26 protein-coding genes are annotated in these 24,294 nt (G+C 59.5%); 12 read left to right on the top strand and 14 right to left on the bottom strand.

From position 1 onward, the window contains the following. The first annotated feature begins 18 nt into the window (after positions 1-18). Both ABFT80_RS13705 and ABFT80_RS13700 read left to right on the top strand, forming a co-directional pair. Positions 19-1,401, top strand: a complete 1,383-nt coding sequence (locus ABFT80_RS13705) for an aspartate aminotransferase family protein (protein WP_347972483.1) — start codon at positions 19-21, stop codon at positions 1,399-1,401. Beyond that, positions 1,398-2,063 (top strand): nuclear transport factor 2 family protein, encoded by a 666-nt coding sequence (locus tag ABFT80_RS13700; RefSeq protein ID WP_347972482.1) that lies wholly within the window; start codon positions 1,398-1,400, stop codon positions 2,061-2,063. The genes ABFT80_RS13705 and ABFT80_RS13700 overlap by 4 nt, the downstream gene beginning before the upstream one ends. A 105-nt stretch (positions 2,064-2,168) precedes the next feature. On the opposite strand, the gene ABFT80_RS13695 is transcribed toward ABFT80_RS13700, so the two are convergent. From ABFT80_RS13695 to ABFT80_RS13650, 10 genes are all read right to left on the bottom strand, one after another. Next, positions 2,169-3,362 (bottom strand): ABC transporter substrate-binding protein, encoded by a 1,194-nt coding sequence (locus ABFT80_RS13695; RefSeq protein ID WP_347972481.1) that lies wholly within the window; start codon positions 3,360-3,362, stop codon positions 2,169-2,171. Between the two features lie 42 nt (positions 3,363-3,404). Continuing rightward, positions 3,405-4,493, bottom strand: a complete 1,089-nt coding sequence (locus tag ABFT80_RS13690) for a branched-chain amino acid ABC transporter permease (RefSeq protein ID WP_347972480.1) — start codon at positions 4,491-4,493, stop codon at positions 3,405-3,407. 3 nt (positions 4,494-4,496) lie between these two features. Further along, positions 4,497-5,402, bottom strand: a complete 906-nt coding sequence (locus ABFT80_RS13685; protein ID WP_347972479.1) for a branched-chain amino acid ABC transporter permease — start codon at positions 5,400-5,402, stop codon at positions 4,497-4,499. A 1-nt stretch (position 5,403) separates the two neighbouring features. Then, a complete protein-coding gene (locus tag ABFT80_RS13680; protein WP_347972478.1) occupies positions 5,404-6,138 on the bottom strand; it encodes an ABC transporter ATP-binding protein in 735 nt (244 codons plus the stop codon). Beyond that, complete coding sequence (locus ABFT80_RS13675) at positions 6,135-6,887, bottom strand: ABC transporter ATP-binding protein (protein WP_347972477.1); 753 nt, start codon at positions 6,885-6,887, stop codon at positions 6,135-6,137. The genes ABFT80_RS13680 and ABFT80_RS13675 overlap by 4 nt, the downstream gene beginning before the upstream one ends. A gap of 251 nt (positions 6,888-7,138) precedes the next feature. Continuing rightward, entirely contained in the window at positions 7,139-8,110 is a 972-nt protein-coding gene (locus ABFT80_RS13670; RefSeq protein ID WP_347972476.1) for a 5-oxoprolinase subunit C family protein, read from the bottom strand. Then, complete coding sequence (locus ABFT80_RS13665; RefSeq protein WP_347972475.1) at positions 8,100-8,975, bottom strand: 5-oxoprolinase subunit B family protein; 876 nt, start codon at positions 8,973-8,975, stop codon at positions 8,100-8,102. Before ABFT80_RS13665 ends, ABFT80_RS13670 begins: the two co-directional genes overlap by 11 nt. Positions 8,976-8,985: 10 nt before the next feature. Next, positions 8,986-10,350 (bottom strand): acetyl-CoA carboxylase biotin carboxylase subunit, encoded by a 1,365-nt coding sequence (locus tag ABFT80_RS13660; RefSeq protein ID WP_347972474.1) that lies wholly within the window; start codon positions 10,348-10,350, stop codon positions 8,986-8,988. Beyond that, complete coding sequence (locus tag ABFT80_RS13655) at positions 10,350-10,583, bottom strand: acetyl-CoA carboxylase (protein WP_347972473.1); 234 nt, start codon at positions 10,581-10,583, stop codon at positions 10,350-10,352. Before ABFT80_RS13655 ends, ABFT80_RS13660 begins: the two co-directional genes overlap by 1 nt. Before the next feature lie 65 nt (positions 10,584-10,648). Further along, positions 10,649-11,371, bottom strand: a complete 723-nt coding sequence (locus ABFT80_RS13650; RefSeq protein WP_347972472.1) for a LamB/YcsF family protein — start codon at positions 11,369-11,371, stop codon at positions 10,649-10,651. A gap of 124 nt (positions 11,372-11,495) precedes the next feature. On the opposite strand from ABFT80_RS13650, the gene ABFT80_RS13645 reads away from it, so the two are divergent. After that, on the top strand, positions 11,496-12,401 hold the full coding sequence (locus tag ABFT80_RS13645; RefSeq protein ID WP_347972471.1) for a LysR family transcriptional regulator: 906 nt from the start codon (positions 11,496-11,498) through the stop codon (positions 12,399-12,401). Positions 12,402-12,416: 15 nt separating this feature from the next. Here ABFT80_RS13645 and ABFT80_RS13640 read toward each other — a convergent pair whose 3' ends face one another. The 4 genes from ABFT80_RS13640 to ABFT80_RS13625 all read right to left on the bottom strand — a co-directional run bounded on the left by ABFT80_RS13640 (position 12,417) and on the right by ABFT80_RS13625 (position 15,033). After that, positions 12,417-12,977: a biotin transporter BioY gene (locus ABFT80_RS13640; protein ID WP_347972470.1), complete on the bottom strand. Its 561-nt coding sequence runs from the start codon at positions 12,975-12,977 to the stop codon at positions 12,417-12,419. Next, positions 12,974-13,627 (bottom strand): energy-coupling factor transporter transmembrane protein EcfT, encoded by a 654-nt coding sequence (locus ABFT80_RS13635; RefSeq protein ID WP_347972469.1) that lies wholly within the window; start codon positions 13,625-13,627, stop codon positions 12,974-12,976. Before ABFT80_RS13635 ends, ABFT80_RS13640 begins: the two co-directional genes overlap by 4 nt. Then, positions 13,621-14,301: an energy-coupling factor ABC transporter ATP-binding protein gene (locus ABFT80_RS13630; protein ID WP_347972468.1), complete on the bottom strand. Its 681-nt coding sequence runs from the start codon at positions 14,299-14,301 to the stop codon at positions 13,621-13,623. Before ABFT80_RS13630 ends, ABFT80_RS13635 begins: the two co-directional genes overlap by 7 nt. A gap of 153 nt (positions 14,302-14,454) precedes the next feature. Continuing rightward, positions 14,455-15,033, bottom strand: coding sequence for a TetR/AcrR family transcriptional regulator (locus tag ABFT80_RS13625; RefSeq protein ID WP_347972467.1), 579 nt, complete (start codon positions 15,031-15,033; stop codon positions 14,455-14,457). A 201-nt stretch (positions 15,034-15,234) separates the two neighbouring features. Here ABFT80_RS13625 and ABFT80_RS13620 point away from each other — a divergent pair, with 201 nt between their 5' ends. The 9 genes from ABFT80_RS13620 to ABFT80_RS13580 all read left to right on the top strand — a co-directional run bounded on the left by ABFT80_RS13620 (position 15,235) and on the right by ABFT80_RS13580 (position 24,290). Further along, positions 15,235-15,732 (top strand): (2Fe-2S)-binding protein, encoded by a 498-nt coding sequence (locus tag ABFT80_RS13620; RefSeq protein ID WP_347972466.1) that lies wholly within the window; start codon positions 15,235-15,237, stop codon positions 15,730-15,732. Further along, complete coding sequence (locus tag ABFT80_RS13615; protein ID WP_347972465.1) at positions 15,729-16,787, top strand: FAD binding domain-containing protein; 1,059 nt, start codon at positions 15,729-15,731, stop codon at positions 16,785-16,787. Before ABFT80_RS13620 ends, ABFT80_RS13615 begins: the two co-directional genes overlap by 4 nt. Beyond that, on the top strand, positions 16,777-19,038 hold the full coding sequence (locus tag ABFT80_RS13610) for a xanthine dehydrogenase family protein molybdopterin-binding subunit (RefSeq protein ID WP_347972464.1): 2,262 nt from the start codon (positions 16,777-16,779) through the stop codon (positions 19,036-19,038). The genes ABFT80_RS13615 and ABFT80_RS13610 overlap by 11 nt, the downstream gene beginning before the upstream one ends. 89 nt (positions 19,039-19,127) lie before the next feature. Continuing rightward, the gene (locus ABFT80_RS13605) at positions 19,128-20,072 is read left to right on the top strand and encodes a LysR substrate-binding domain-containing protein (RefSeq protein WP_347972463.1); all 945 of its coding nucleotides are present in this window, start codon (positions 19,128-19,130) and stop codon (positions 20,070-20,072) included. A gap of 211 nt (positions 20,073-20,283) precedes the next feature. After that, positions 20,284-21,054, top strand: a complete 771-nt coding sequence (locus tag ABFT80_RS13600; RefSeq protein ID WP_347972462.1) for an ABC transporter ATP-binding protein — start codon at positions 20,284-20,286, stop codon at positions 21,052-21,054. A gap of 74 nt (positions 21,055-21,128) precedes the next feature. Further along, entirely contained in the window at positions 21,129-21,893 is a 765-nt protein-coding gene (locus tag ABFT80_RS13595; protein ID WP_347972461.1) for a transporter substrate-binding domain-containing protein, read from the top strand. A gap of 7 nt (positions 21,894-21,900) precedes the next feature. Next, entirely contained in the window at positions 21,901-22,590 is a 690-nt protein-coding gene (locus ABFT80_RS13590; protein ID WP_347972460.1) for an ABC transporter permease, read from the top strand. Next, positions 22,587-23,279, top strand: a complete 693-nt coding sequence (locus tag ABFT80_RS13585) for an ABC transporter permease (protein ID WP_347972459.1) — start codon at positions 22,587-22,589, stop codon at positions 23,277-23,279. Before ABFT80_RS13590 ends, ABFT80_RS13585 begins: the two co-directional genes overlap by 4 nt. 48 nt (positions 23,280-23,327) lie before the next feature. After that, positions 23,328-24,290 carry an arginase family protein gene (locus ABFT80_RS13580; RefSeq protein WP_347972458.1) on the top strand — a complete coding sequence of 321 codons (963 nt, stop codon included), beginning with the start codon at positions 23,328-23,330 and terminating at the stop codon, positions 24,288-24,290. The last annotated feature ends 4 nt before the right edge of the window (positions 24,291-24,294 follow it).

Raw genomic sequence — 24,294 nt, 5'->3', positions numbered from 1 at the left:
AAGCCGCTGAGGACTTTCATGGACACGCTATCCAACTCTCTCGCCGCAGCCGACATCGCCACCACGATGCATCCCTATACCAATTTGCGCCAGCACGAGAAAACCGGCCCCTTGGTCATTAGCCGCGGCGACGGCATCCGCGTCTATGACGAGCACGGTAAGGAATATATCGAGGGTCTCGCGGGGCTCTGGTCCGTGGCAGTCGGCTTCTCGGAAAAGCGGTTGGCCGATGCCGCCTATCAGCAGATGCTCAAGCTGCCCTACTACCACACCTTTTCCTCGAAGGCGCATGAGCCCTCAATCCGGCTCGCCGAGAAGCTCGTGGAGATGACGCCCAAGAACCTGACGCGCGTGTTCTTCACGTCATCGGGCTCGGAAGCCAACGACACCATCGTCAAGATGATGTGGTTCATGAACAACGCCCTCGGCCGCCCCAAAAAGAAGAAATTCCTGGCTCGCACCAAAGGCTATCATGGCATCACCGTCGCGTCCGGCAGCCTGACGGGCCTGCCGATCAACCATCGCGACTTCGACCTGCCTGCGATCCCGGTTCGGCATTTGACCTGCCCGCACTTCTACCGGTTCGGCATGGAAGGCGAGGACGAAGCGGCCTTTACCGCTCGCCTCCTTGCCGAACTGGAAACGGTAATCGCGGAAGAAGGCGCGGACACCATCGCCGCCTTCATCGGAGAGCCGCTGATAGCTGCTGGCGGCGTTCTGCCGCCGCCGGCTGGGTATTGGGAAGGTGTTGAAAAAATCTGCCGGGCAAACGACATCATTCTGATCGCCGATGAGGTGATCTGTGGGTTTGGCCGTCTCGGCACGCCGTTCGGCTGCCAGAAATTCGGCTTCACACCCGATATCATGACACTGTCCAAGCAGATCACCTCTTCCTACATGCCGCTGGCCGCAGTGGTGTTTTCGGAAGAAATCTATCAGGCGATCGCCGATAACACAGCAACCATCGGCAATTTCGGCCACGGCTTCACGGCCTCGGGCCATCCGGTAGCAACCGCGGTGGCGCTGGAAAACCTCGCCATTTTCGAGGAACATGATCTGATCGGCAACGCAGCCCGGCTTGAAGCTTCGTTCCAGTCCGGTATCCGTTCCTTTGTCGATCACCCGCTGGTCGGCGACGCGCGTGGCACGGGTCTTATCGGAGCCGTCGAACTGGTGGCCGACAAGGCCACCAAGCGCCCCTTCGCCACAGTTGGGCGTGCCGGTGCCATCGCGTCACGGATCGGACACGAGGAAGGCCTCATCTTCCGTGCCATCGGCGACCAGCTGGCGCTCTGCCCGCCACTGATTCTGACGGAAGATGATATGAGCGAGATCATTACGCGCATGGGCCGGACGCTCGATCGCCTGACCGGTGCCGTTGCAGCGGAGGGATTGGAATGAGCCGCCCGAAAGCTGAACCTGTTACCCATATCGACGACGAGCGTTTCCGGGTGACCGAATGGCTCTTTGCCGCCGGGGCCGAGACCGGATGGCACATTCACGGCCATGATTACGTCATCGTGCCGCTTACCAATGGAAAACTCGGTCTCGAAGGCCCTGACGGCGCGCAATCACAGGCAGCACTCACCCAAGGCGTTCCCTATTCGCGGCGGACTGGCGTGGCCCATAATGTCATCAATGCGGGCGATGCGCCTCTCGCTTTCCTCGAAGTCGAGGTAGTGGACAGCGACCTCTCCGCGCGCAGGCTTGCGGTTCTCGACCGTTTCCTGGCGGCATGGAATGCTCGCGACGTGGACGCGCTGATGGACTGCATGGCCGAGGATTGCGCCTTCCACGGCTCTGCCGGTCCTGACGCGGAAGGGCGCAAGTATTTGGAGCGCAACGCCGTGCGCGGTGCCTATGCGGCGTTGTTCGATGCCTTCCCCGAAGCCACCTGGACCAAGGGGCGCCACGTCGTGTCAGGCGACACCGGCCTCTCGTCCTGGCGCTTCGTCGGCACCACGACAGCGGGGCAGCGGGTCGAAGTCGACGGCTGCGATATCTTCGCTTTTTCAGGCGACCTTATCTCGCTGAAGGATTCCTACCGCAAGGCGCGCGGGTAGCGCATATCTCAATCGCCCAAACGTGGCCTCTTTAGTCCAAAATCCGCCCACAGAAAGAAAAAGGCCCGGCAACATGACCGGGCCTTTTTGCACTTCTTCTGTTCTTTACTTCAGCAGGGCTTCCATCGGTACCGGCTCGGAAAGCGTCCATTCGCCGACCACGCCGGGCTTTCCGGCCTTGGTTTCGACGATCAGGTAGCGTGCCTTGTTCTGGTGATGAAGCTCTGGCGTAAAGGTGCGGGTACCAAACAGCGTCGGCTCGTCCTTCATCTTCTCCAGCTCCGCCACAACCGCGTCGGCCTCTGTGGTGCCTGCGCGTTCAACCGCCTTGGCCCAGACATCAATCATGACGTAACCGGGATAAACATACTGGCTGGACGGATCGGCGCCGGTCTTTGCTTTATAGGTGGCATTGAACTTGTTGACGTCGGCACTTGGATCGTCGCCATAGATCGAACCCTGAACAGGAACGAAGAAATTCGACAGGTCTGGCACCGCAGAAAGCCAGTAGCTGCCATCGACGCCCGAGCCGTTCAGGATCATTGAGTTGATACCAGCGGCGCGAAGCTGCTTGATGGCCGAAACAGCGCCCGGCATCATGGTGCATAACATGATCGCATCGGGCTCCTTCGGCAGAGACTTGATGCGGGTGATCTGCGCGGCGATGGACGCGTCCTCGTTCTTGAAGGTGTCTTCACCGACAAGCTTTGCACCCTGGGCCTCGAGCTTCGGCATCATCCAATCGAAGCCGTCGCAGATACCTTTGTTGTAAACCGTCCAGGTGTCGAGCAGGCGGTAGAAATCCTTTGCGCCCTTCTCCTTGAAGGCCCATTCGGCCATGGTCGCACCTTGAACCGGTGCCAGAACCGAAGCCGAGAAGCTGTGCGGGCCAACACCCTGGATACCGGCCTTGATCGATTCCGCGCAGAGGAAGAAAGAGACCTGCCCTGCGTCCTCGGCCGCCAGTGCCGCCGGGGACCCGAAGTCATAGTCGCATGACACGACCACAATATCCGCACCCTCGTCGAGCACCGAAAGACCGGCCTTGGCACCTTCGGCGCGGTCGGACTTGGTGTCGGCCTTGACCACCTCGATCTGCTTGCCGAGCAGACCACCCGCTGCGTTGATCTCCTCGATGCGGATCATTGCCGCTTCCTGGGCGGGCTTGTCATAAGCTTCCATGAAACCCGATTCCGCCGTGGCGAAACCAACGACGATCCTGTCGTCATCGGCCAGTGCAGGGTACGCAATCGACAATACAGCCAAAGCTGTCGTCGCAATTCTCAACTTGTACGCCATTGACTTCTCCTTGTTGATATCCGGGCGGCTTCCGGCCGCCGGTTAGCCACGGTTTCTGCGGGGTAAGGTGACTTCGCGATTGCCCATGAGGCCGGATGGGCGAAGCGCGAGAATCACGATCATGATGATGCCGAGGGCTATTTCCTGAAGCCCCTTCGGCATTGCGAAAGTCGACTCGCCTATCGGCACGCCCGCCTCAAGCCAGCGCAAGGCCTGGATGAGAGCGGACAGAAGCACGACGCCGATCACTCCGCCTGAGAGACTGCCCATACCGCCGACGACCAGCATGGAAAGGGTTGTGAAAGTCAGGCTGAGATAGAAGGTGTCGGGTGTAACGACACCGATTGAGTGCGCCATGAGCGCGCCGCCCAAACCCATCACCGCACCCGAAACCACAAAGGCAACGAGCCGTTCCTTGGGAATGTCGACGCCCGATGCCGACGCTGCGATGGGTTCGTCGCGTGCCGCACGCAGCGCAAGGCCGGAGCGCGAAATTGCATGTGCCCAGGCAATGAAGATGGCGACGACGGCACCGATCAGATATGGCCAGATCGTGCGGATGATGGGAATGCCGACGACCGATGAAGTTCCGCCTGTAACGCTGTCCCAGTTGGAATAGATGGTATTGATCATCGCAAGGACGGCAAAGGTGGCAATCGATGCGGCGATGCCGGAAAGCCGCATCAATACCCTGCCGAATATCAGTGCCGCCACACCGGCAAAGAGCGAGGCAAGAACCGCTGCCTGCCAATAAGGAAGCCGCGTCTGTAGCAGCCATTCGGGTAACCCCGGCAATGCACTGCTTTTCATGATGGGGTTTATGGTCAGCCAGGCGGCGGCATAGGCACCAAGGCAGGTGAAGCCGATATGCCCGAAGCTGAGCACACCCGAGTTGCCGATGAAGATGTAGAGCCCCACGACGAAGATGACGCGGACAAGAACGTCGATCACAGTCTGGTTGAAGGGGCGTGATCCCGTCATCACGGTGATCAAAGTAATGGCGATCAGCAGGAGCGAGAGCAGGACCGGCGTTATGATCGTGCGGCGCGCCAGCGAGAAACGCGCCGGCTTTTTAGTAGCCGCCACACCGCTGGCGAGCGGAGTTCCCGATACGGAATAAACAGCGGACATGGGTCAGACCCTTTCCTTGGTGCCGCGGGCGGCAATGAGCCCCTGAGGACGGAAGAGGAGCACGAGAATGACGGCTCCATAAACGAAGGCATCGCGGAAAGGCCGGGCATCGACAGGCAGCGTAACTTGCATGACCACCGAAGCTGCACCCAGCAGGAAGCCTGCAAGTACCGCCCCTCCAAGGCTGCCCAGACCGCCGATGACAGTGGCTATGAAAGCCATCAGCATGATCGAGGCGCCCATCTGGATATCGGCAGTCCCGGTCTGGCTGCCGAAGATCAGTGCGATGGCACCTGCAAGTGCACCAGACAGCGCGAACGCGCCCATGATCACCCGGTTGGCACGAACGCCGAGCATGCGCGCCATCGAGAAGTTTTCCGCCGCCGCCCGCATTTCCAGGCCGAAACGCGTCTGACGCAGGAACAGCGTCAGACCGATCAGGATGGCCATGGTGGCGACGATCGTTATCAGCTGAAGGAGCGGCAGCCGGGCGCCGAAGATTTCGACGGGCTGAGAAAGTTTTGGCAACAGCGAGATGGATTTCGGCCGGCTGCTGTACAGCATCAGCAGGAAGTAGCGAATGACGAAGCCAAGTGCGAAGGAGATGATCATCATTGTCGCCGGATTTGCCTTTCGGAACCGGCGGAAGACGACGATTTCACAAAGTACCGACAGACCCGCCCCGCATAGGAGGACGAAGGGTACCAGTAGATACCAGGGCAATTGACCGGCAAAGACAATGGCCATTGCGTTCGTGGACGGCCACAACAAGGCGAAGACGCAGAAGGCAATGACATCGCCATGGGCGAAGTTCACCAGCCGCATGACGCCGAAGATAAGGGCGATGCCGAGCGCGCCGAGCGCATATAGCGAACCGAGCGAAAGTGCGTCGAACAGAATCTGAAGCATCTCAGTGGTCCTCGTAGCCGAAATAGGCAGCCTGGATAGCCTCGCCGTTACCCAGCGTGCGGGCATCGCCGTCGAGCACGATCTGACCGCCGCGCATCAGGATCATCCGCCCGCCCACCATCATTGCGCGGGCCGAACTCTGCTCGACGATGAGCAGCGTGAGCTGGCGTTGGGCGCGCAGCGCGATCAGCCGCTCATAGACCTGGTCGGTAATGTTTGGAGCAAGACCAAGCGAAGGCTCGTCGATGGCTATAAGCTTCGGATTGGTCATCAGCGCGCGGCCGATCACCAGCATCTGCTGCTGACCGCCCGAAAGGAGTCCTGCCTGTCCATTGCGTCGGTCTTTCAGGATCGGGAAGGTCGCGTAGACGGCTTCCAATTCGGCAGCCGCACGCACACGCCAGCCGCGATCACGGGCATGCATGCCGGTCCCAATCATAAGATTTTCCTCGATGGTCAGAGAGCCGAAGACTTCGCGACCCTCCGGCACCATGGAAAAGCCAAGCCGTGCGATGTTTTCCGGCGGCTGACTGGTTATCTCCTGACCGGCGAGATCAATCCGCCCGCCCGCCACCGGGGTGACACCGGCGATCGCTCGCAGAAGCGACGATTTTCCGGCTCCATTCGGACCGGTAATGAACAGGATTTCTCCTTCATCCATAGAGAAGGAAACATCACGGACGGCGGTGAGCCTACTGTAGCGGATGGTGATGTCGGAAAGGGCAAGCAGGCTCATTCCATCACCTCCAGCACCGGCAGATCAGTATCCGCGGCCGTGCCCATATAGGCGTGGCGCACCTTCTCGCTGTCGCGGATCGACCCCGGCGTGCCTTCCTCGATAATGGCTCCCGAATCGAGCACGACAATATGTTCGCAAAGGCCGAGCACGAGCCCGACATTGTGCTCGATGAGCAGGACGCCGCAGCCGAGATCGGTGGCGATACGGCGAATGAGTGCCGAAAGCTCCTTCGATTCCGGTCCGCTCATACCAGCCGCAGGTTCGTCGAGCAGGATGTAAGCGGGCCGGCCCATAAGAGCACGGCCGATAGCCACCCGCCGCTCGTCCGTATAGGGCAAGGTTCCCGCGATACGCGAACCGAGGGAAGTAATGCCGATCCAGTCGAGCATCGCTTCAGCCTCGGCAATGGCGGCACGCCGGCTCATTCCGAGCCCCACGCCTGTCACTTCGAGGTTATCCACCACTGGCAGATCGCGGAAAAGGCGACCGCCCTGAAAGGTTCGCGCAATGCCGCGCCGCCTGACCTGATGAGGCTTGAGGCCGGTCAGGTGCTCTTCACCGAGCTTCACGGCGCCTTCCGTCGGCGTCTGGAAACCCGTCATTACATTGACGAGTGTGGTTTTGCCCGCGCCGTTCGGACCGATGAGGCCACTGATGCGGCCCGGCATAATTCGGAGATCGACAGCCGACAGGGCTTTTAGCCCTGCAAATGCCACCGAGACGTTCTCCGCGCTCAGATGACTCATGTCCCTTTCCTTCTTGTTGCCGACGGAAAGGCGCGCAGCGTCCGGCCTTGCGGCCGGCCAAGTTGCGAGTGTCTTCCCCTGTCGGTTCCGGCAATCTCTAGCGGATCGCTCGGATGGCCAAATTCACGCCATTTTCTGGCATCGTCTTGTCGTTTCGCGCGCCGGATTTTGTCTTCTGGCACGCTGGGGCCGGTTTTGGCCGACCGATCCCCTCCCTTCCGGCTCCTCTGCCGGCAGTCCCCTGGCCGGTATCAACCGGCCAGATACTCTTCAGCGCGAACCAATGTCGCGTTGCCCTCCGCACGAGCCGCGAGCGCCTCCTCCAGCGTCACGGGAACAAACCGGGCCGGTGTGTGCGGCTGAAGCTGGGCTATCAAGTCCATGTCGGCCGATATCACCACGCCCACCATCATGTAGCCGCCACCGGAAACCGCGTCGCGATGAAGAACGATTGGTTCGGTTCCGCTCGGCACCTGGACGGATCCGTAGGGATAGCAGGCGTCGACGATGTTCGACGGATCGGAACCTGCCCCGAAGGGTTGCTCACGCTCGATGAATTCAAGCGGCGTGCCGCCGCGGAAACGGTAGCCGATGCGATCAGCCTCCGGCGCGACCTTCCATGTTTCTTCGAAAAAGCGCTTGCCGGCGGCTTCGGTGATACGGTGCCAATATAAGCCTGGCAGCATTCTGAGTTCCGATGGAGCACTTTGCACACGGCGCAGGTTTTGAGGCAGTGAAAGCCCGGCTTTTCCAGCGCCCTGAACGATCGGAAGCTCGTCGCCTGCCTTTAGCGTACGCCCCTGATAACCGCCGAGCGCGCCCAGAATATAGGTGGATCGCGAGCCGAGAACCGACGGTACATCGATACCGCCGGAAACGGCTATGTAAGAGCGCGCGCCACCCTTCAGGAAGCCAAAGGAAAGCCGATCCCCCGCTTTCACAGGGAAGCTTTCCCAGGTCGGCCGTTCCTCGCCGTTGAGCTTGGGAGGCAGTTCGCCACCGGTGACCGCGACGGTTGCGGCCTGCGTGAACTCGAGTTCTGGCCCCAAGAAGGTTGCCTCGAGCAGGGCCGCACCCGGATCGTTGCCGACAAGCAGATTGGCGATACGGGTGGCGAAGCGGTCCATGCCGCCACCTTCGGGGATACCGACATGATAATGGCCCGGACGGCCAAGGTCCTGCACAGAGGTGGAGAGGCCAGGAGAGATTACCTTAACGGCCATTGATAAGCTCCATCAGCTTTGCGTTGGTACCGTAAATGTCGCGGTTGAAATCCGTCAGGCTGAAAGTGCAATCGCGCACCACCGGCTGCCAACGATTGCCTTCGATTTCTTCAAGCGTAGTATCGTATTCGTCGCGGCTGATGGACTTGAACTTGACGATGTCGCCTGGCTTGAACAGGCACATCTCGTCGGAGAGATAACGCACTTTTCTGGCCGGATCGTAGATTGGAGCTGGTGTCACTCCGTACATCTGATAACCGCCCGCCCCTCGCACCGAATAGATCGCCGCAAAGCACCCACCATGGCCGATGGTGAGCTTCGGCGTGTCTGTGCGCGGGCGCAGATATTTTGGCGCTTGAATCTGTTTCGGGCGATCAACCATCTGATAAAGGAAAGGCAGACCGGCGACGAAACCGACCATGGAGACGAACCAGGGTTGGCCGGAATAAGCTGCAATAAACTCCTCCACCGTGGCATAGCCATTGATGCGAGCCGAATATTCGAGATCGGTGGACGAGGGATCCTGATGACGCTCGCGGAAGCGCAGGCAGGTTTCATGCGTCCACGGATCCTGGAAATAAACCGGCAGTTCGATGATCCGGGTCTTCAGCACCGGATCCGACTTGGAAGCTGCCTCCTCCATCGACTTGAGTTCGGTGAGCAGATCCTGCGGCGCGATCAGGTCCGGATTGAACCGTATCTGGAAACTGGCATTCGCCGGGCAGATTTCCGTCACACCCTTGATGCCGGCTGCGCGAACTGCATTGGTCATTGAAAGACCGGTGAAGAAGGAGGCTAGCGACATCTCCTCGGACACTTCTCCGAAAATATGCTCGTCACCGCCGAAGTTGAAACGTATCGACATCGGTCTCCTTTCAGTCTGCCAATCCAGCAGCGTTTTCAGTGAGCCAGCCTTCCAGCCAGCGAGTATGCACGTCCCCGGCCTGCACCGAGGGATCGGCGGCAAGCGCGAGAAAGAGCGGCTTTGTGGTTTTGAGACCACCGATCTTCAACTCGTGAAGGGCACGGGTGAGACGGGTGATCGCCGCCTCCCGCGTCTCGGCATGAACGATGAGCTTGGCGAGCAGCGAGTCGTAGAAGGGCGGTACTTTATATCCTTGATAGAGCATGGAATCGAAGCGCACGCCGGGACCGCCGGGAATTCGCAGCTCGGTAACTTGTCCAGGGAACGGCGCAAAGTCTTTCGCCGGATCCTCGGCATTGAGCCGGACCTCGATCGCATGTCCTTTGACCGAGATATCGCTCTGACGAAGCCGCAGCTTCTCCCCGCCAGCGATACGCAGCATCTCGGCAACGAGATCGATGCCTGTGATTGCCTCGGTGACAGGGTGCTCCACCTGAATACGGGTGTTCATCTCGATGAAATAGAAGCGGTCGGCTTCGTCATCGTAAAGATATTCCACCGTACCCGCGCCGGAATAGTTGACGGCCTTTGCAAGTGCGACCGCCGAAGCGCAGAGTTCTTCGCGCAACCGGTCGGGCAGCGCGCGCGACGGCGCCTCTTCCCACACCTTTTGCCGCCGCCGTTGCAGCGAGCACTCGCGCTCATAGCAATGGATGGCATCGTTTCCATCCGCCAGCACCTGAACCTCGATGTGGCGGGCCTTACCAATGACTTTCTCCATATAGAGTCCACCATCGCCAAAAGCTGCGAGAGCCTCCGCCTCAGCCTGCGGAAATGCCTGTTCGAATTCAGCCAGCGAGTTGACGATACGAATACCCCGTCCGCCGCCGCCTGCCGCAGCCTTGATCATCACCGGGAAACCGGTCTCAGCCAGCACAGCGCGAGCGGCCTCCACACCTTCCAACCGGCCCGCCGAGCCCGGCACCACCGGAACATTGGCAGCAGCGGCAGCCGAACGCGCCGAGACCTTGTCGCCCATCAGGCGGATCGCATCCCCCGATGGACCGACGAAGACCAATCCGGCAGCGGTAACTGCATCGGAAAAGGCGGCATTTTCAGCCAGGAAACCATAGCCGGGGTGAACACTGTCGCACCCGGTATCATGAGCCGCCTTTATAAGCGCCTCGACGTTCAGATAGGATTTCTTCGCAGCAGGCGGGCCAATATTGACGGCCTCGTCGGCAAGCTGGACATGCAGTGACTCTGTGTCGGCCGCTGAATGCACTGCCACGGTGGCGATGCCCAAATCCTGCGCGGCCCGGATAATCCTGACTGCTATCTCGCCCCGATTGGCAATCAGAAGCTTCTTCAACATCAGTCGATTTCCGCGAGAGGAGCGCCCGCCATGACGGGATCCTCATTGTCGGCAAGGAAGCGGATGTTGGTGCCGGACGTCTCGGCAGTAACCTCATGAAACGACTTCATTACCTCTATAAGACCAATGACATCTCCCTCAGCCACCGCGTCGCCGTCCGCCTTGTAAGGCGGTTTGTCGGGCGACGAGCTTCGATAGAAGGTACCTGGAAGAGGTGAGAGAATCTGGGCCATAACGAACTCCAAAAATCTGCGGACTGACTGATAAAAGCCGCCTGTAAGGGCGGCCGGGATCGACTTTAGTGCCAAGGCGCGATTGCGTCGCGCACGGCCTTTGCGATTTCGATGGCATTCGGCGTGTCGGAATGCACACAGATGGTTTCGCAGCGGACTGGAAAGTCGCCTCCATCTTCGGTCGTGCCTTTGCCCTTGGTGATGGCACGCACGCAGCGCTCGGCCATCGCAACAGGATCCTTGGCGTCATGCACTCGCGTCACGATGAGCTTGCCGGAAGCATCGTAATCCAGATCGGCATAGAACTCGGCAACAAACGGAATGCCACGTTCCTGATAGACTTTCTCGTGCAGGGTTCCGGTCATGCCGAAGAGCGGCACACCAAAGATTTCAGCGGCATCGCACACACCATGTGCAACGGCTTCCTGCTGGGTGGCCATGAAGTATAGGCTGCCATGCGGCTTGATGTGGTGAAGTTCCACGCCCTCCGCCTTGAGGAAGCCCATGAGCGCTCCCACCTGGTAGATGATAGTGTTTCTTACTTCATCGCGCGTCATGCGCATCTCGCGCCGTCCGAAACCCTGAAGGTCGGGCAAGCCTGGGTGAGCGCCTACTTTGACGCCGCTGGCTTTTGCGCGAAGCACGGTCGCGTGAATGTGATCGGGATCGGAAGCGTGAAAACCACAAGCGACATTGGCCACGTCGATAAGCGGCATCATGCCGGCATCATCGCCCATTTTATAAAGGCCAAAGCCTTCGCCCATGTCACAGTTCAGTGTGACGGTCATTATGTTGTTACCCCTGGAGAGCCATCTTTGTGGCGTTGCAGCATTTTTTGCGCAATGCAGGGAACTTGTGAAATAGTAGTTTTTTGATTGTGATATAAAAAAAACAGATACTCGGATCGAGATCATGACTATCACGCTGAAACAACTCGATTATTTCATTGCGACGGCGGAAACTGGTCAGGTCAGCCATGCCGCAGCCGAACTAAATCTCTCTCAGTCGGCGGTCACCGCGGCCATCAAGGGGCTGGAGATAGATTTGGGGGTGAAACTTTTTGAACGCACCCACACCGGCGTAAGACTGACGATGGAGGGGTCGCGATTTCTGGAACATGCGCGGGTCATAACCAGCGCAGTCACCGCTGCAGTGCGAAGCCCTCTTCGTGAAAAGAGCGGGCTGACAGGCAAGCTTCGCCTGGGCATGACCTATACGGTTGTCGGTTATTACATGTCGCGGCACTATGCGCGCTTTCGCAAAACCTATCCGCAAATCGACGTCGAGTTGCTTGAACTTCCGAGAGACGATCTTGAACGAGGCTTGCTACGGGGGGAGATCGACATGGCGGTCATGCTGGTTTCCAACCTGGCGCATACTGACGATCTCGTCCAGGAAGTGCTGATGCGATCAAACCGCCGGTTATGGCTTTCGGCTGATCATCACCTGCTCGGCCGCAAGGATATCACCCTCGCAGATGTCGCAGCCGAAGACTACATCATGCTGACCGTCGACGAAGCACGCAAAACCGCCTCCCGCTATTGGGACACCGCAGGTCTCACACCCAATACCGTTCTGACGACGAGTTCGGTAGAGGCGGTGCGCTCCCTTGTGGCGGCCGGAATAGGCGTCACCGTGCTGTCGGACATGGTCTACAGGCCATGGTCGCTCGAAGGACAGCGGATCGAGGTGCGCGGCCTTGTCGAGCCGATCCCCAGCATGGATGTCGGCCTGGCGTGGTCGCGCAACCGGCCCATCGGCCCAGCCGGTGCCACCTTCCGCGCCTTCATGTCCGTGACGATGGGCGGCGGCGGATGACCGCCACTTACGGTCTCAGGCGCGATGCAACAGCGGATAGCCGGCAAGAACGGCGCGGGCCGCGAGTGCCGTAATTGCGGCCTTGAGCAGATCGCCCGGAATGAAGGCCAACGACCCATAGGCCACCGCCGACAGAGGTGTACCGGCGGTGGCCGTCACCCAAGGCGTGCCGATGGCGTAGAGCACTATGATGCCTCCAACGATCGATGCCACGACGAAGCCTCCGAGCTGGCGCCACTCGCTCTGATTCTCGCGCACCAACCGTTCCGCAACATAGCCCGTGGCGAAAGCAGCGACGATCCAGCCGAGAATGTAGCCGCCGGTCGGCCCCATGATAATGGCAAGACCGCCACGACCACCCGACAGAACCGGAAGACCGGTGGCGACCAGAAGCACGAATATGGCATAGGCAAGCGCCCCGCGCTTTGCCCCGATGATACAGCCGGCAAGCATAACGCCCATGGACTGCAGCGTGATCGGTACAGGAATGATACCAAGCGGAATGGGCGGCACCAGCCCCAGAACTATGATAATGGCGGCAAAGAGCGCAGAAAGCGCGAGATCACGAGTGGTCATGGCCGAGTAATACTCTCTTTGGACAGCGATAAAACAGGATCGGTTCGAGCGGCGCGCAGGCCCCGCGCGTCGATTGCGGCGGCCACGTCGTCGGCTTGTTTCAAGGTCAGGATGACCAATGGACCGAGCAACTTCAACGGCCGGACTTTCATACCCCGCGCCTTATGCGCTTCCACCAGCGCGTGGTAGCGGGAAAGGATTTCGGGGACAAAACGCAGGCATAGGCCCACCATAAGGCCCGCATCGCCAGGGCGCACCAGCCCCAGCCTTTCGAGCGGACTCAAAAGCCGGTTCACGACATTCATCATATCGCCAAGTGGTGTCGTGGCTGTAATGGCTGCCGCGGCAAAAACAAGCGTGAGTATCCGCAAGGCGAGCACTACCACCTCCTCCCAAGGCAGGAAGAACAGGTTGAGCAACATCAGGAAAAGCAGCGAATACAGCGTCGGTCGAATGCGCCGCAACATCGCGCCCGCCGCAAGTCCGACCGTGAAATAGACGGCCGCGGCGAGCGCAAAAGCTGCGGCAAGCACCAATGGCGAATGGATGAAAAACAATCCCAGCCCCGCCAAGGCAAGAAAGGCGAGTTTTGCACCGGCACTGAGCCGGTGGAGCGGTCCGCGTCCTTCCACATAAAGGCTGTTCAGCATCCGACGATCTTTCTATACAGCGCAATCGTCTCCTCAGGCGCACCGTCGGCCAGAAGCTGTCCTTCGTGAAGGAGCAGCAGCCTTGGCAGCCGTGCGGCGAAATCGAGATCGTGCGTAACGACGACCGTATCCTCCTCCATCGACTCTATCGCATCGATCACGAGACGGCGATTCCTAAGATCGAGCTGGCTGGTAGGCTCGTCCAGAATAAGAATATGTGGGCCGAGCGCGGAAACGCTCGCCATCGCGGCAAGCTGCAGTTCGCCGCCAGACAGCTCGTGCACGCGTCGCTTGGCAAGGCCCTCGACACCGAAACGTTTCAATGTGGCCGCAGCGTGCGCATCCGCTTCAGCAGCCTTGGCTCCGCGTGCTTTCAGCCCGAACACGATATCTTCCGCTACGACCGGCATGATTAGCTGGTTCTGCGGGTTCTGGAACACGAACCCCGCCTCCATCTTCGCCGCTTCCGGTTGCGCGCGCGTGTTGATGCCGTTCACGGTCACGCTGCCCTCAGTCGGCAAGGTAAGGCCATTGATCAGCCGCGCGAAGGTGGTCTTGCCCGACCCATTGAGGCCGATCACGCCGATCCTCTGCCCTTGCAGGCGTAGTGTCAGCGGCTGCAGGACCACACGCCCGCCCAACTGGACGGTGCAACTGGAAAAGATGATGTCCAAGCTATTCTCTCAAAAGAGTCCCGACAAAACGGTGCGACGCGCAGCCGGTAATTCGCAAGCCTTCAGCGCTTTTGCAAGATCGTCCTGGCCGATCTCTCTTATCCCAAACCTGGCTTCGCTGAAATCGGCGCATTATCCGATCATTTTCGACCTTCAGCGCTTGCGCAGTCCATCGACGAAAACATCGACGAGGCGCAATGCTGCCGGCTGCCAATCGACCATGCCTTGCGAATAGAAGATGCCGACAAGGGTTCGCAGCAAATCTTCCGGAGAAATGTCGGCGCGGATTTCGCCTGCCGCAACCGCGCGATCCAGCAGCAGCCCGATTGCACTGGTCAGTCGCTCGAAGGAATAGGCTTTCAGCTCGGTGGAGCCGTGCGCGACGAGTTGAAGCCCCTCGATCATGCCTTTCTTGGTGGCCACGAGCCGGACATTGGCGTGAAGCCATTTTCGTAGCGCCTCGACCGGATCACTGTCGCGGGAAAACAACTCCGCGAGTTCGCCTAGATGATCGACCTCATGACGATAGACAGCCTCGAACAATGCTTCACGCGTCGGGAAATGGCGATAGAGCGTGCCAATCCCCACACCTGCCTGCCGTGCAACCGCTTCCAGGCTCGCCTGTGGGCCACCGGCACTGAATATTTGCATTGCCGCTTCGAGCAGGAGTTCTCGGTTGCGGATCGAGTCTGCGCGCGGCTTGCGACTTGTTTTTGTGGTCTCAGGTCCCATTTTCTTCCAATAAGGCTCCATGCCTCTTGATAAACGGAGGCATCCTCCGTATAAATAGGTTGCACATCGGGAAAACGCACAAAGGCACGCATTCCCAGTCCAGGCCGACAAATGGCCCGCGCCAGATATTTCCCGCCAGCATCAATGGCTGCCATTCGGCGGCACCGATCCATACATCACAAATCCTGAATGGAGTACCACATGTCACTCTCCATCGGCCTTACCATCAATGGTCAGCCCCGCACGGTTGCACTCGACGACCCCCGCGTGACGCTGCTTGACCTGTTGCGCGAGCGGCTCGATCTGACCGGCACCAAAAAGGGGTGTGACCGTGGTCAGTGCGGCGCCTGCACCGTGCTCATCGATGGCCGGCGCATCAATTCATGCCTGACACTGGCTGCCAGTCTCGACGGGGCCGCTGTCACCACCATCGAGGGGCTTGCCGAGGGCGACACGCTGCATCCGGTCCAGGCCGCCTTCATCGAGCATGACGGTTTTCAATGCGGCTACTGCACACCCGGTCAGATCATGAGCGCCATCGGCCTTATCACCGAAGGTCACGCCGGAAGCGACCCCGAGCGTATCCGTGAGCTGATGAGCGGCAATATCTGCCGCTGCGGCGCTTATCAGGGCATCACCGAAGCGGTGCTGGAAGCGCAGAAGATTCTCGCAGAGCGCAACCGGAGGGACGCGGCATGAACCGTTTCGATTATATCCGCCCAGCCAGCGTTCCGGAAGCAGTGGCGGCGGCGGCCGTTCCCGGATCGGCCTATCTTGCCGCCGGCACCAATCTGCTCGACCTGATGAAAGTCGGTGTCGTACGGCCCGAGCGAATCGTCGACATTACGCGACTACCGAGCCTCGACCGCATAGAATGGCAACCTGATGGCGGCGTTCGCATCGGCTCGCTTGTCCGCAATTCAGACCTTGCTTATGACGAGCGTTTCACCAAAACCTTCCCGGCCATCGCCGAAGCACTTCTTTCGGGCGCGTCGGCACAGCTTCGCAACGCAGCGACCGTGGGCGGCAATCTGATGCAGCGTACGCGCTGCGCCTATTTTCACGATATGGCGAGCGCCTGCAACCGGCGCGCACCTGAGTCGGGCTGCGACGCGCGCGAAGGCGAAAACCGTCTGCACGCCGTGCTCGGCTGGAGCGAGCAGTGCATCGCCACCCACCCTTCCGACTTCTGTGTGCCACTGGTGGCGCTGGATGCTGTGGTCGAGGTGGAGGGTCCGCATGGCGTACGGGAGATTTCGGTAGATGCGCTACACCCCCTGCCCGGCGCCACGCCGGAACGAGAAACGACACTAACGCCCGGCGAGCTAATTGTCGCGCTCAGGATCCCTGCCGAGGCCACCAGCTTCTCGCGCAATGCCCGCTACATCAAACTACGTGAACGCACCTCCTACGCCTTTGCCGTCGTGTCGGCGGCAGCCGCGCTGGAGATCGAGGACGGCACGATCCGCAAGGCGCGCATAGCGCTCGGCGGCGTTGCCGCGAAGCCTTGGCGAGCACGCGAGGCAGAGGCACTCCTGGAGGGCAAACAGGCCACCGCCCAGACTTTTGCCAAGGCTGCAGATCTGGCGCTGGCAGAGGCCAGGCCCTCCGGGGACAACGCCTTCAAGATCGAACTGGCGCGCCGCATCGTCACGCGCGCCTTGAGCCTTGCCTTGGAAGGAACGCCGAAAGCCATACCCGCGCTTCCGGCTTCGCCCTTCTCCACAATATCCGGAGCGAACCATGTCGTCTGAGATCGCATTCCCCTCCCCGCAACACCGCCGGCATGGATCCAGTGCGGGCCAACCGCTGACACGCCGCGACGGCGTGCTCAAGGTCACCGGCCGCGCCACCTATGCCGCAGACAATCACCCCGACGACATGCTCTACGCCGTGACAGCCGTCAGCAGAATCGCACGAGGTCGCGTAATCGCGCTCGACGTCAAAGCGGCCAAGGCACATCCGGGTGTCGTCGAAGTCCTCACGCCAGCCAACCGGCCCCCTCTCGCACATGACCCCAACGAGAAAATTCCGCCTTTCGGATTTCGCGTTGAAGTGCTGCAGGACGACACGGTGCGCTACGTCAACCAGCCGATCGCCATGGTTATCGCAGAAACGCTGGAAGCGGCAACGGAAGGGGCCGCACTGCTCAATCCGCGATACGAAATCGAAAGCCCCCGCACGGGATTGGAAAGCGGCGACCGGTTCGATACCGCCACAGTCGGCGTCGGCGCGCCGTCGCGCACCGCCTACGGCGATATCGATGCGGGCCTTGCAGCGGCTGTCCGGGTGACGGAGGCAAACTATGTCACGCCGCCGCAGTACCACAACGCGATGGAACCCCACGCCGTCGTTGCCCAGTGGGATGGCGACCGAGTGACCCTCGACATGCCCAATCAGGCGCTGGCGCTCAGTTGCGCAGCTTATGCGGCTTACTTCGGAATCCCCGCCGAGAATGTACTCATCCGTTCGCCCTTCCTCGGCGGAGGTTTCGGCTCGAAGGCGATCATAAACGGCCCGCAGATACTCGCGATCCTTGCTGCGCGTATGCTCGACAGGCCGGTCAAGCTGGCGCTGACGCGGGCACAGATGTACGGCCCGGTCGGGCACCGCGGTCAGACATGGCAGAAGCTGCGCATTGGCACCGACGCTGAAGGACGCCTCACCGCTCTTCACCATCATACACTGGCTGCGACCTCGAGTTTCGACGAATTCATCGAACCGGCGGCCAACGCCTCACTGCCATTATATGCCAGCCCCGCCATCCTTGCCGAGCACGATGGCTTACGTCTCGACACGGGCACGCCCGGACCGATGCGCGCGCCAGGCGAGGCATCCGGATCGGCCGCCCTCGAAGTGGCTATGGACGAGGCCGCAATTGCCTGCGGCATGGATCCGCTGGAATTCAGGTTGACTAATTACGCTGAAACCGAGCCAGGCACCGGCAAGCCCTTTTCATCCAAAGCCCTGCGCGAGTGCTATGCCGAAGGCGCCAAACGTTTCGGCTGGTCGGGCCGGCCAATTGAGCCGCGCCAGATGCGCGACGAGAATGGTTTCCTAGTTGGCTGGGGCATGGGCACTGCGGTCTTCCATTGCCCGCATTTCCCCGCTGAGGCGCGTGCTACCTTGCGCGCCGATGGCACAGCACTGGTGGAAACGGCAGGCGCCGACATGGGACAGGGCGCATGGACGGCTCTGGCCCAGATCGCGGCGGAGGCGCTCGGCCTCGATCCCGATCAGGTCGAGCTTCATTCGGGCATCTCAAGCCTGCCCGATGGCGGTATTGCCGGAGGCTCCGGCCACACGGCGAGTGCCGGGTTGGCGCTCCACAATGCCGGCGAGGACGCGATCGCCAGGCTTGCAGAACTCGCCACCGCCGATCCCGCGTCCCCACTGTTCGGCGCCGGTAACATCGGCGTTGTGGCGCACAACGGGCGGCTTCATCGCCGCGATGACGAAGGACGGAGCGAAAGCTATTCTGAAATTCTCGGGCGCGCAGGCCATACCGAGGTGGTTGGCACGGCAAAAGCCGCCCGCGATCCGGCAGTTGCCGAGGCCCATGCGATGTATTCGCATGGAGCCGTCTTCGCCGAAGTGAAAGTCGATCCCGACCTTGGTCAGATACGCGTGACGCGCCTGGTCGGCGCCTTTGCGGCAGGACGCATCATTAACCCCCGGCTTGTGCGTAGCCAGTATTTCGGCGGCATGATCTGGGGTGTCTCCTTCGCTCTGCAGGAAGAGGCGATCACCGATCACAGGACCGGCAGGATCATGAATGCCGACCTTGCCGAGTATCATGTTCCGGTCAACGCGGATGTGCCTTCACTCGATGCGATACTGATTCCGGAGGACGATCCTTACGTCAATCCGCTCGGGGTGAAGGGCGTAGGCGAGATTGGCATCACTGGCACCGTGGGTGCAATCGCCAATGCGGTCTGGCATGCGACCGGAGTGCGCGTCCGGCGTTTCCCGATCCGGCTCGAGGATCTGCTCGTCAACCGGTAGGACATGGTCACGCAACCTGGTTGGACTTGCAAAGGACGAAATTTCGGAGTTGGGTCTGAAGGAGCTGTTCCCATAGAAGTATAGTTTCATTGAGTGATTTACGAAATCTCCCGCTGCCGACATTGCGAACCTTCGAAGCTGCCGCCCGGCATCAAAGCTTGTCAAAGGCTGCGGCTGAGCTGCACTTGACGGACAGCGCTGTCAGCCATCAGCTGCGCCGTTTGGAAAATGCGCTTGGCTACGAACTGTTCAGCAAGGCTGGCAGAGGTGTTGTGCTGACCGATGCGGGACAGATATTTGCCAAAACCATCGCCACCGCACTTCAGGATATCTTTGCCACGGCGCTTTTGCTTTCGGAGGCCGGGCAGGAAGGCGGCAAGCTGGATATCGCTTGTCCGCCGATGTTTGCGGGCGGCTGGCTCGCAAAACATCTGAAAGACTTTTGCCAGGCGCACCCGAATGTCGAGTGCCATATCCGACTGTCGGAAAACCAGCGCATTCATGAGATTCCCGATGTGGACATCGGCATCCTTTTCGGAAGCGGCGGGTGGCAGGACAAATGGTCAACGCTGCTCGCGCCAGTCAACATCACCCCTGTCTGCAGCCCCATGCTGTTCAACAGAATCGGCAAGACCATCACAAACGTGTCGGACCTTCACGACGTTATCCTGCTGCATTGGGACGACGGTTCGGAGTGGCGAAGATGGCTAACGGAAACGGGCGCGGCGGACCCTTTGAGTTATTCTCGCGGGCTTTATTGCAGCGATCTCGGAATGGCCATCGACCTTGCTATCAATGGCACAGGCATGGCGCTTGTCAGCGACACCCTGTCCGCTGCCGATCTTGCGGCAGGAACGTTGCTCACGCCGTTTCCTTTTTCGATCGATGCATTCGGCGGTTGGCACGTGGTGTGCAGTCCAGCAAGTCTGCAGCGATCCAGTGCGCGGATTTTCCTGCGCTGGCTGCTCGGTCGTTTCGGTCGTGACGCCGCTCTCGATGCAGCTTTAACACGTCCCGCTGACGCACAACCCTGATAGGTTATCATCTAAGACGCGCACCACGGCACAATTGGATCGATCGAAGCGGCAGGTCCATAGATGATTTAAAATCATGTATCGGCTGAAGATTCATCAATTGCCGAATTTTCGATCATGTCTTTAACTCGCGCAACAATGAGGCAGAGTCATTTGGTGCATCGCTTGCAGATGTCCAACAACTTGCTTGAACTACGCTGGAAGGCGAATAATGGAAAAGCTTTCGGTTACCGGAATTCGAAAATCCTACGGTACGACTGAAGTGCTGAAAGGCGTGTCTCTCGACGCGAATGCAGGCGATGTCATCAGCATCATCGGAGCCAGTGGCTCCGGCAAGAGCACTTTCCTGCGATGCATCAATTTCCTGGAACGTCCGAATGCCGGCAGCATCGTCATCGACGGTGAATTGCTGAAAACCGCTCAGGACAGCGACGGTCTTCTAAAGGCGAAAGACAAGAAGCAATTGCAGCGGATCCGCAGCAAACTTGCAATGGTCTTCCAGAATTTCTGCCTTTGGTCGCACATGTCGGTCATTTCGAATGTGAGCGAAGCTCCAATGAGCGTGCTCGGCCTTTCGCGGGCAGATGCGACCGAGCGAGCGAAAGCCAATCTTTCCAAGGTCGGACTCGGATATGATGTCCTGAACAAATATCCCTCTCACCTGTCCGGCGGGCAACAGCAACGCGTGGCGATCGCACGCGCGCTCAGCATGAACCCCGACGTCATGCTTTTCGACGAGCCGACATCGGCCCTCGATCCTGAGCTTGTCAGCGAAGTGCTGAAAGTCATGCAGACCCTCGCCGACGAGGGCCGAACGATGATCGTCGTCACGCACGAGATGGGATTTGCACGACAGGCTTCGAGCAAGGTGATCTTCCTGCACAATGGTGCAATCGAGGAAGAGGGCACGCCTGGCGAACTATTCGCACAAGCCCGCAGCGAACGACTTCAGCAATTCATGGCAGGGCGCCTCAAACACTAGCCCCCAAGTCCATGATGACTGCCGGATCAAGCTTCAAAAAGAAAACTATCACCCACCATCCAGAGGACAAAATTATGAAAATTGCCGTCAAATCGATTCTCGCTGCTGCGATGATCGCACTCGCCTCCACCGCATCCCACGCCGCCGACCAGGTCAAAATCGCAACTGACGCAACTTTCCCGCCCTTTGAATCGATCGATTCGAAAGGCCAGCTCGTTGGCTATGATGTGGAATTGATGCAGGCGGTCTGCGATGCTGCCGAACTGAACTGCGATATTTTCAACGCCGCTTGGGATGGCATGATCCCCGGCCTGATGGACGGCAAATACGATGCGCTGATCTCGCAGCTGACAGTCACCGACAAACGCCGCCAGATCATCGCCTTCAGCGATATCTACGATCACCCGATCTTCCGCTTCGTCGCCAAGAAGGGCGCGTCTTTTGAATTCACACCGGACGGGCTCGCCGGAAAGACGATTGCGGTTCAGACAGGAACGCCTATGGACGCCTATGTCACCGCTCATTATCCGACAGCCACCATCAAGCGCTATGATACCGGCAGCGCGCCCTATCTGGAACTGACCGCTGGCCGCGCCGATCTTCACATCAGCTACCAGGCGCAGATCACCCACGGGTTCCTGGCCACGGATAACGGCAAGAACTTCGAGCTGACCGGGCCTCAACTGACCGGAAAGGACGCCAAGGAGTTCGGTGAAGGCGTTGCGATCGCCATCAACAAGAAGAACGACAAACTTCTCGGCGAAATCAATAAGGGCCTCTCTATTGTGCGGGAAAACGGCACGCTGGAAGCGCTGAATACAAAATATTTCGGCGAATAAAGCGATCATGATCGCTGATTTTACGAGAACGATCCTTGCAGCAGGGGCAACAACCCTGCTGCTTGCCTTCGCATCGCTTGTCGTTGCAGTGATCCTCGGGCTCGTTGCAGCTTATTGCAAGCTGTCGCGGAGCAGGCTGCTTCGCGCCGGCGCAGGAACCTACACATTCATCGTCCGCGGCATACCGGACCTGGTGGTGATGCTACTGGTCTACTACAGCCTGCCTTCTTTGCTCAATCAACTGACGGATAATGCCGGTTTTGACATCCGCATCGAATTCTCACCATTGTTCGCCGGCATCGCGACGCTCGGCATGATCTTCGGTGCCTACATGACCGAAACCTTCAAGGCTGCCCTGATGAATATTCCCAAAGGGCAAGTGGAAGCGGCCGTCGCCTATGGGCTTCGCCCCACACGCATCTTCACGCATATCGTGCTGCCGCAGATGATCCGTCTGGCGTTGCCGGGCTTTACCAACAACTGGCTGGTGCTCGTCAAGGCAACAGCGCTCGTTTCGTTGATCGGTCTTCAGGATGTGATGTTCCGGGCCAAGGGCGCTGCAGAGGCAACCGGACAACCCTTTACCTTCTATCTGGTTGCTGCAGGTTTTTATCTGGCCATCACCGTCCTTTCAATGCTCGTGCTCATCGCGGTCGCTCACCGCTTCAACCGTGGCATAAGGCAGCTTTCGCTATGAACTGGGATATCATCGTCGAAAACCTTGGCCTTTATGCCGAAGGTGCAAAATTGACGTTGCTGCTGACCGTGGCATCCCTCGGCATCTCGTTCCTTATTGCCGTGCCCCTCGCCTTTGCTCGCAACAGCCCGTCGCGCCTGATCCAGTATCCGGTCTTCGTTTACACGCTGATCTTTCGCGGCACACCGTTACTGGTACAGCTATTTCTCATCTATTTCGGCCTTGCCCAGTTCGAGCTGGTCCGCGAGAGCATCCTTTGGCCGTGGCTTTCAAGCCCGCTGATTTGCGTGTTGATCGCCTTCGTTCTGAACACCACTGCCTATACCACCGAGATTTTCGCAGGCGGACTGCGCCATATTCCGATCGGCGAAGTCGAGGCCGCACGGGCCTACGGCATGTCCCCGCTAACGCGCGCGCGCCGCATCTTCATTCCCTCGATGCTGACGCGCTCGCTGCCGCTCTACGGCAATGAAACGATCATGATGCTGCAGGCGACATCCCTTGCAAGCACAGTGACCCTGCTGGAGACGACGGGCGTCGCCCGCAACATCACGCTGACCTACTACATTCAGTTCGAGCCCTATGCGACGGCAGCAGCCATCTATCTGGTTCTGACATTTGTGCTCGTCTCGGCGTTTCAGCTTATCGAGCGTAGATGGGTCGGCTACCTGGACCAAAGACGCGGCTAACAAGCAGCCCACACCCACAAGCAACGACCGATAAAAGAGGAACTCTCCATGAACCAAAAAGCTGACCTTGGTGCACTCTTTGGTGCAGCATCCGAAACCACGACTTTTCTCGGCCTTGATGCCTGCACCGACCTCGACACGCTCAGCGCACCGATCGCGATAATCGGCGTGCCTTGCGGGACACCGTACCGGTCGGTCGGAGCTTATTGCCGCAACGGTCCTGATGCTCTTCGGCAGGCAACCGGTTCGCTGACGGCCAATGTCGATCGTCATGATTTCGACAATGGCGGCAAGGTCTTCCCGGAACCACGTCTGCGTGCAGTCGATTGCGGCAATCTGCCTTACGACGAGGCGGATGGCGCCGGAAACCGCACGATCATCTGCGAGGCGGTGTCGAAGGTGCTGAAGCGTGGTGCCGTTCCTATTCTGCTTGGCGGTGACGACTCCATTCCGATCCCGATGATCGAAGCCATCGGCACTCTGGCCGACGGGAAAAAATACACCATTCTCCAGATCGATGCGCATATCGATTGGCGTGAAATCCACATGGATGAGCGCATGGGCTTGTCTTCGACAATGCGCCGCTCGTCGGAGATGCCGCATATCGAACGCATCATCCAGGTCGGCGCGCGCGGTATTGGTTCTGCCGCTACACAAGACTACGAAGACGCGGTTGCCTGGGGTGTCGATTTCATCACAGCCTACGAGTTGCACAAGCGCGGCGTAGAAGCAGCGCTGGAACTGATCCCGGAAGGCAGCAACGTGATTATCTGCATCGACGCCGATGCGCTCGACCCTGCGCTCGTTCCGGGCGTCATTGGCCGTGCTCCCGGCGGGCTAAGCTATTATCAGGTGGTCGATCTCATCCGGGGTGCGGCAGGACGTGGCAAGATCGCAGCCATGGACTTCGTGGAGTTCATGCCTGAGCGTGATGTCGACGGTCTCGGCGCCTTCACCTTCTCGCGCGTGATTACCTCGGCGCTCGGCATCATTGCCCGCCAGGTCGCCTGAGCAT

It is taken from the genome of Foliimonas ilicis (assembly GCF_039939195.1).
Taxonomy (GTDB): domain Bacteria; phylum Pseudomonadota; class Alphaproteobacteria; order Rhizobiales; family Rhizobiaceae; genus Foliimonas; species Foliimonas ilicis.
Note: the sequence above shows the minus strand (reverse complement) of the source record. Positions and strands in the feature narration are given on the sequence as shown.